This is a genomic window from uncultured Streptococcus sp. (assembly GCF_963528215.1).
Classification (GTDB): Bacteria; Bacillota; Bacilli; order Lactobacillales; family Streptococcaceae; genus Streptococcus.
Genome location: NZ_CAURVL010000021.1, coordinates 22104 through 28493 on the forward strand (window position 1 = coordinate 22104; position 6390 = coordinate 28493).

Genomic DNA, 6390 nt, shown 5'->3' on the forward strand with positions numbered 1-6390 from the left:
TCCCCTAAATCAATTCATTTTTCAATAATAATGCTTGGTTGCCGCCAAAGAGGGCTTCTGCCCGGCGGGAACCGTATTTCTTAGCGACGATGTCAAAGGCCTCCTTCATAAAAGGCGGTCTCTGACTTAGATTGTGCATGTCGCTGGCAACAAAGTGGACCAAGTCCTTCTCCAAAAAGAACTGAGCCCGTTTTTTCATAAATTTATGCGAGTCTCCAAACAGCTTAGGCTTTAGAACACTGGAGCTATTAATCTGAGTATAGCAGCCCATATTAATGAGTTCCTGCACCTTCTTTTCATCATTTTCCAAGCAGTGATAGCGCTCGATATGAGCCACGACTGGGGTTAGACCTAAGCGCAGAATCTGAGCTAGACCTGTATGGATGTCTTTATAAGGCGTCGCCATGCTAAACTCAATCAGCACATAGCGTGTGCCTGCTAGACTGGGGAAAATCCCCTTTTCCAACTTATCCGCCACATCACTGGTGTAGTAAATCTCTGCCCCATAGAGAACCGTCAAGTCAGGCGCTACAAGCTCTGCCAGTTCTTTTACCATTTTAAAGTTAGCGCTAATGGTCTCTTCAGGCGTTTCAAACATACCCTTTCTGCGATGAGAAGTAGAGATGATGGTCCGAACTCCCTGTCGATAACTTTCTTCCAGCAGTTTTTTGGAATCCTCAAAATTCTTAGGGCCATCGTCCACATCAAATATAATATGAGAATGGATATCAATCATGGTGTTTTCCCTTCCATTACCTGCTGAATCGCTGCCTTAGCATTATCAAGGCTTTCCGGTTGGATTTCCATCATGTAGAGATTGGAATCTGGCATAGCGTAAGATGGTAGATCCATACGGCCGTTTCCGCTGATGGCTTGTGACTGAACTTGATAGCTTCCCCCTGACTCCAGCTGGGTATTGACCAGATTCATAAGAACAGGCAGCTCCATATTGGTCTGGATAGAGTCCTGCAAGCCGGAAATAATCTCGTTGTAGTTCTTCAAAGCACTGGTTGAAGTCAGCTTTTTAATGACTGCTTCGATAACCTTTTCTTGATTTTTCCCGCGGTCATTGTCGCCACCCTGAAGAGAGTATCGCTCGCGAACAAAGCCAAGCGCCTGATCTGAGTTCATATGGACTTTCCCTACTGGGAAATGATGATTGCCGTGTCGGCTGGTAAATTCTTGGTCATTTTCAACATCAATCCCACCCAGCAGGTCTACCAGCTTGAGGAAGGAAGTGAAGTTCAGACGAACATAGTAGTCAATGCGAATGCCGTATAGATTTTCCAGAGTGTGGACAGAAGCATCCACTCCGTAAATCCCTGCATGGGTCAGCTTGTCCATCTGCCTAGCCCCTCCGTCTGCAATCGCCACATAAGAATCACGAGGAGTTGTTGTCAAGAGGACTTTCTTGGTCTTGCGATTGACCGTCATGATGATATTGACATCTGAGCGTGAGACAGATGAGATAGAGCCATAAGTATCGATACCGCTGACATAGATATTGAAGACATCCGCATTGGCATCATCCCTGCGTTTGCCGGTCTCTACTTGACGAGTAATTTTATAAGTATAGATTTTCTTTATCTTTGAAGCATAGTCAGCATCGTGAGAAGCCAGCATATCTCCAAACGAACTATTGAGGGCAATGGCCTCAGTCTCTTGATTGATGAGGGCCTTGTAGGCTGCGATATAAGATGAGCTGTTTTCCACTGTGAGTTCAGTCTTTTTAGTATTCTTGATGTGCTCCAGAAGAGCCGTTACATTGTCCTTGTCTCCATTTTCAGTCGGAGCCGTAAGCTTCTGCAGCTGAGTCACATCTGATTTGTCGCTGTCTGCTCGGACATAAACCGCCATTTCAATTTCAGAGTAATTTGAAGTAGAGTTCACACCTCTAGATAAGTCCATCAATTCCTTGACCCCGTACATAGCTCCTGAGGATACCAGCAAAGTCACAAGCAAAAGCACCGTGGTCAAAACTTTGAACTTATTTTTCCATATAAAGAAGGCTGCCAGTAAAATAACAGCCGCCAAAAGAGCAGACAAAATAAGGTTCAGGTGATGAAACGCCAGAACATTATTTTTAAATATAGAAAAAACCAGCAAACCTGAAACCAAGCTTACCAATGTCAGTAAAGCTGCATTAAAGAGCCTCAGCTTCTTCCCCTTTTTAGAAGCAGGCACATTTCTCCTATGATGATTCATAATTCTCCCTTTTTCTCCCCTGAGATATAAATACATTTTATTATATCATAAATGCATTATGATACACTAAAATATTTAAAAATATTTTAGTTTTTTTCAAATTTTGTTGACAAAAAAGGACGGTCTGTATTAATTTTCAGTAAATTCCTTCTCCCTTCTCGAAAAAGCAATATTTTATACTGTTTTTGGCAACAGAAAAAGAGGTGAAACCTCTTTTATATCAGTATTTTGCTTGTTTTTTAAAGCATCTTATCTCTGTCAACTTGCTCATAGGCCTGCAAGCCATCATTGAGCTTCTCCCAGATGATAACCTTGCCTGCCTCAAGGGATTTCTGCACATCGATGATCCGCTGATTGGAAGAACCGCGGAACTGCAACATGAGATTCTTCTTGGTAAGGTCAAAACGGCCATCCACCAGAATGTCAATCAAACTCAGCAGCTCCAGCTTATCCTCCGTTTCCAGCATCATCTCCTCCCAGGTGTAGCCCGTCCAAGACCAGATATCCTTGTCTGGAAGCTCTCTCCGAATCCGCTTGACCAAGGGCAGGAGAATGCCTGTATTGAGAAAAGGCTCGCCGCCTAGGAGGGTCAGCCCCTGCACATAGGGTTCCGCCAAGTCTTTCATAATCTGATCCTCCAACTCTTGGGTATAAGGAATGCCAGCGTTAAAAGACCAGGTTGCTGCATTATAGCAGCCCTCACAGTGAAACATACAGCCACTGACATAGAGGGAGTTGCGGACACCTTCGCCATCTACAAAGTTAAAAGCCTTATAGTCAATGATTCGCCCCTTGCTCAGCTCCTCACTTTTCCATTCTTGAGGTTTAGGATTGTTCATGACACCTCCCCATCTAACTCTATCCAGTAGCGCTGACTTCTGTCGATTGTATTTTCGTAAACACCGCCAGCAGAGAGAATCGTGCGTCGACTGGCTTCGTTGTCTTCATCGCAGGTAATCAGCACTCGTTCCAATCCTTGTTGCTTTCGGGCCTCTGCCAGCCCTAGCTCTAGCTGCATCTTAGCCAAGCCCTTTCTGCGTTGACTGGGGCGGATAGAATAGCCAATATGCCCGCCCTCCACAAATAATTTGTCATTCAAAGACAAGCGCAGAGCTAAAAAGCCCAGAGGCAAGCCGGTCTCATCAAAGGATAAAAATTGAATGGCAGGAACCCAGCCTGCTAGCAAATTAGCAGCATCCTCCTGCTGCTCTACAATCTTTAACCAATCCTCATAATCCTTTGCTCGTTTCCAAGTGGAGCCCATGCCACCGTGCATATAGGATTTTGCTGCATCGAACTCAGCAATCATCTCTAAAATCGCATCTTTATCTTCCAAAGTTGGTCGTCTTAGCTCCATGCTCCCTCCTTAATTGACATCAATCCAGTAGCGCTGACTTCTGTCGATTGTATTTTCGTAAACACCGCCAGCAGAGAGAATGGTGCGACGACTGGCTTCGTTGTCTTCATCGCAGGTAATCAGCACTCGTTCCAGTCCTTGCTTTCGAGCCTCTGCTAGTCCTAGCTCTAGCTGCATCTTAGCCAAGCCCTTTCTGCGTTGACTGGGCCGTATAGAATAGCCAATATGCCCACCCTCCACAAATAATTTGTCATTTAAGGACAGGCGTAAAGCTAAAAAGCCCAGAGGCAAGCCGGTCTCATCAAAGGATAAAAATTTGATTGCAGGAACCCAGCCTGCTGGCAAATTGGCAGCATCCTCCTGCTGCTCTACAATCTTTAACCAATCCTCATAATCCTTTGCTCGCTTCCAAGCGGAGCCCATGCCACCATGCATATAGGATTTTGCTGCATCGAACTCCGCAATCATCTCTAAAATCGCGTCTTTATCTTCCAAAGTTGGTCGTCGTAACTTCATAGGCTTTCCTCAATCTATATCAATCCAATAACGCTCTTTCCCGCCTCGAATATCCTCTAAAGCCCCGCCATTCGTCAGAATCACTGACCGGCTGGCAGCATTATCACAATCGCAAGTCACTAGGACTCGTTTAATATTTTTACTTTTGGCTACTTGCAATCCTTGTCGCAGCTGCTCTTTGGCCAATCCTTTCCCACGCGCAGACGGACGGATACTATAGCCGATATGCCCGCCTTCTTGGAGCAAATAGTCATTGAGCCGCAAGCGCAGATTGAGAAAGCCCACAGCCTGACCATCCGCAGCAAAAGAGATTAGTTGGATGTAAGGCACAAAACCTTGCGGCAAGCCTAGACCTGCCTCAGCTAGCTGAATCGTCTCCAGCCAGTCCTCGTAGACAAAATCCACTCCTCCAAAGAAGCCGTCCTGTCGGCTGCCAACCGCTTCAAAGTCAGCTAGCATCTCTAAAATCTTTTCCTTGTCTTCTAGCTTCGGTCGTCTCAGTTCCATACTTCCTCCTGATACGAAGAGAGTGAGACCGCCTTGCGCCCCACTCTGACTTCTATTGCTTCTTGTTTTTTTCTAAAAATTGCTGACGCAGTTTGGCCAATCGTTCTTTCTTGCCGCTGCCTCCCTGCGAATGTTTTTCATGGAAACGCTGCACCTGAGCCTTTCCTTTGTCGTCCAATTGATACTTTCCCATCTTAATTTCCTTCGTACTTAATAGTCGAGCCATTCATGTGCTTGACCCGAGCTGATATTTCCTTGTGTCGGCCGTTAACCATCGGACGGGCTTGTGGATTTCCTAAGTAGCCGCAGGTCCGCTTGACCACATCGACCGTCTTGGGATCGCTGTTGCCACAGTTTGGACAGGTGAAGCCCCGCTCGGTCGGCGTGAAGTCTCCCTCAAAGTTACACTTGTAACAGCGATCAATCGGCGTATTGGTTCCCAGATAGCCAACCCGATCATAGGCATAGTCCCAGACAGCCTCCAGTGCTTTTGGATTTTGCTGCAGCACAGGATATTCACAGTAGTGGATAAAGCCACCAGAAGCACCCACTTCAGGATAAATTTTCTCAAAGTCCAGCTTTTCAAAAGGCGTTGGATTCTTGCGCACATCGTAGTGGAAGGAGTTAGTATAGTATTCCTTGTCAGTAATATCCGGAACAACCCCAAACTTCTCTGTATCCAAACGGCAGAAACGGTCAGTTAGGCTTTCAGATGGTGTCGAGTAAACAGAGAAATGATAGTCATACTGATCTGACCACTCTTGCACCCGACGCTTCATATCTTTGACAATGGCAATCGTAAAGTCCTTGGCTTCAGGATTGTTCTCCCAATTACCGCCGTAAAAGACTGCTGCCACTTCATACAGACCGATATAGCCTAGGGAAACCGTCGCACGACGGTGAGTAAAGAGCTGGTCCACCTGATCATACTTGCCCAAGCGTTGGCCAAAAGCCCCATACTGATAAAGAATCGGCGCATTGGCTGGACTGGCTTCTTTGGTCCGCTCCACTCGGTAGACCAAAGCGTCCTCAGCTATATTCATCCGCTCATTAAAGAGTTCCCAGAATTTATCCAAATCCCCCTCGGACTCAAGCGCAATCCGCGGCAAATTGACAGTAACGACACCTAGATTCATACGACCGGAGTTGACTTCCTGACCATTTTCATCCTTCCAGCCTTGTAGGAAAGAACGGCAGCCCATCGGTACCTTGAACGATCCAGTCAAGTCGATAATCTTGTCATAGGAAAGGACATCTGGATACATGCGCTTAGTGGCACACTCCAGAGCCAGTTCTTTGATGTCGTAGTTAGGCGTCCCTGGCTCGAGATTGAGTCCACGCTTAAGGGTGAAAATCAGCTTAGGGAAAATTGCTGTGCGGTGCTCGCTTCCCAGTCCCTTGATACGGATATTGAGAATGGCCTTCTGAATTTCCCGCTCAAAACGATTGGTGCCCAGACCAAAGCCCAGCGAAGTAAAAGGAGTCTGACCATTAGAGGTAAAGAGAGTATTAATCTCATACTCCAGCGACTGCATGGCATCGTAGATGTCTTTCTTGGTTTTCGCCCAGGCGTACTCTTCCTGCTTATCAGGCAAAACCCATTGCTCCGCATCCTTGAGATGCTTTTGATAATTAAGCTCAGCATAGGGCGCCAAGACTTCATCAATCCGATCGGCTGAGCAGCCACCGTACTGGCTGGAAGCTACATTGGCAATGATTTGCGAGATTTGCGCTGTCGCAGTCTGAATAGACTTGGGACTCTCTACTTCTGCATTCCCAATCTTGAAGCCATTTTTCAGCATGCC

General features: G+C 46.3%; 8 protein-coding genes. All 8 read right to left on the reverse strand.

Annotated elements, in window-relative coordinates:
* Positions 1 to 4 precede the first annotated feature (4 nt).
* Positions 5 to 736, reverse strand: coding sequence for a capsular polysaccharide biosynthesis protein Cps4B (gene cps4B / locus RWS24_RS08230; RefSeq protein WP_314366651.1), 732 nt, complete (start codon positions 734 to 736; stop codon positions 5 to 7).
* Complete coding sequence (locus tag RWS24_RS08235) at positions 733 to 2241, reverse strand: LCP family protein (protein WP_314366653.1); 1509 nt, start codon at positions 2239 to 2241, stop codon at positions 733 to 735. The genes cps4B and RWS24_RS08235 overlap by 4 nt, the downstream gene beginning before the upstream one ends.
* A gap of 203 nt (positions 2242 to 2444) precedes the next feature.
* Positions 2445 to 3044, reverse strand: coding sequence for an anaerobic ribonucleoside-triphosphate reductase activating protein (gene nrdG / locus RWS24_RS08240; protein ID WP_268687723.1), 600 nt, complete (start codon positions 3042 to 3044; stop codon positions 2445 to 2447).
* Positions 3041 to 3562, reverse strand: a complete 522-nt coding sequence (locus RWS24_RS08245; protein WP_314366655.1) for a GNAT family N-acetyltransferase — start codon at positions 3560 to 3562, stop codon at positions 3041 to 3043. Before RWS24_RS08245 ends, nrdG begins: the two co-directional genes overlap by 4 nt.
* A gap of 9 nt (positions 3563 to 3571) precedes the next feature.
* On the reverse strand, positions 3572 to 4078 hold the full coding sequence (locus RWS24_RS08250) for a GNAT family N-acetyltransferase (RefSeq protein WP_048773748.1): 507 nt from the start codon (positions 4076 to 4078) through the stop codon (positions 3572 to 3574).
* Between the two features lie 9 nt (positions 4079 to 4087).
* Positions 4088 to 4585 carry a GNAT family N-acetyltransferase gene (locus RWS24_RS08255; RefSeq protein ID WP_314366656.1) on the reverse strand — a complete coding sequence of 166 codons (498 nt, stop codon included), beginning with the start codon at positions 4583 to 4585 and terminating at the stop codon, positions 4088 to 4090.
* Positions 4586 to 4637: 52 nt separating this feature from the next.
* On the reverse strand, positions 4638 to 4778 hold the full coding sequence (locus RWS24_RS08260; protein WP_002894059.1) for a hypothetical protein: 141 nt from the start codon (positions 4776 to 4778) through the stop codon (positions 4638 to 4640).
* 1 nt (position 4779) lies between these two features.
* On the reverse strand, positions 4780 to 6390 hold a 1611-nt coding region (nrdD, locus tag RWS24_RS08265), incomplete at its 5' end, for an anaerobic ribonucleoside-triphosphate reductase (protein WP_314366658.1).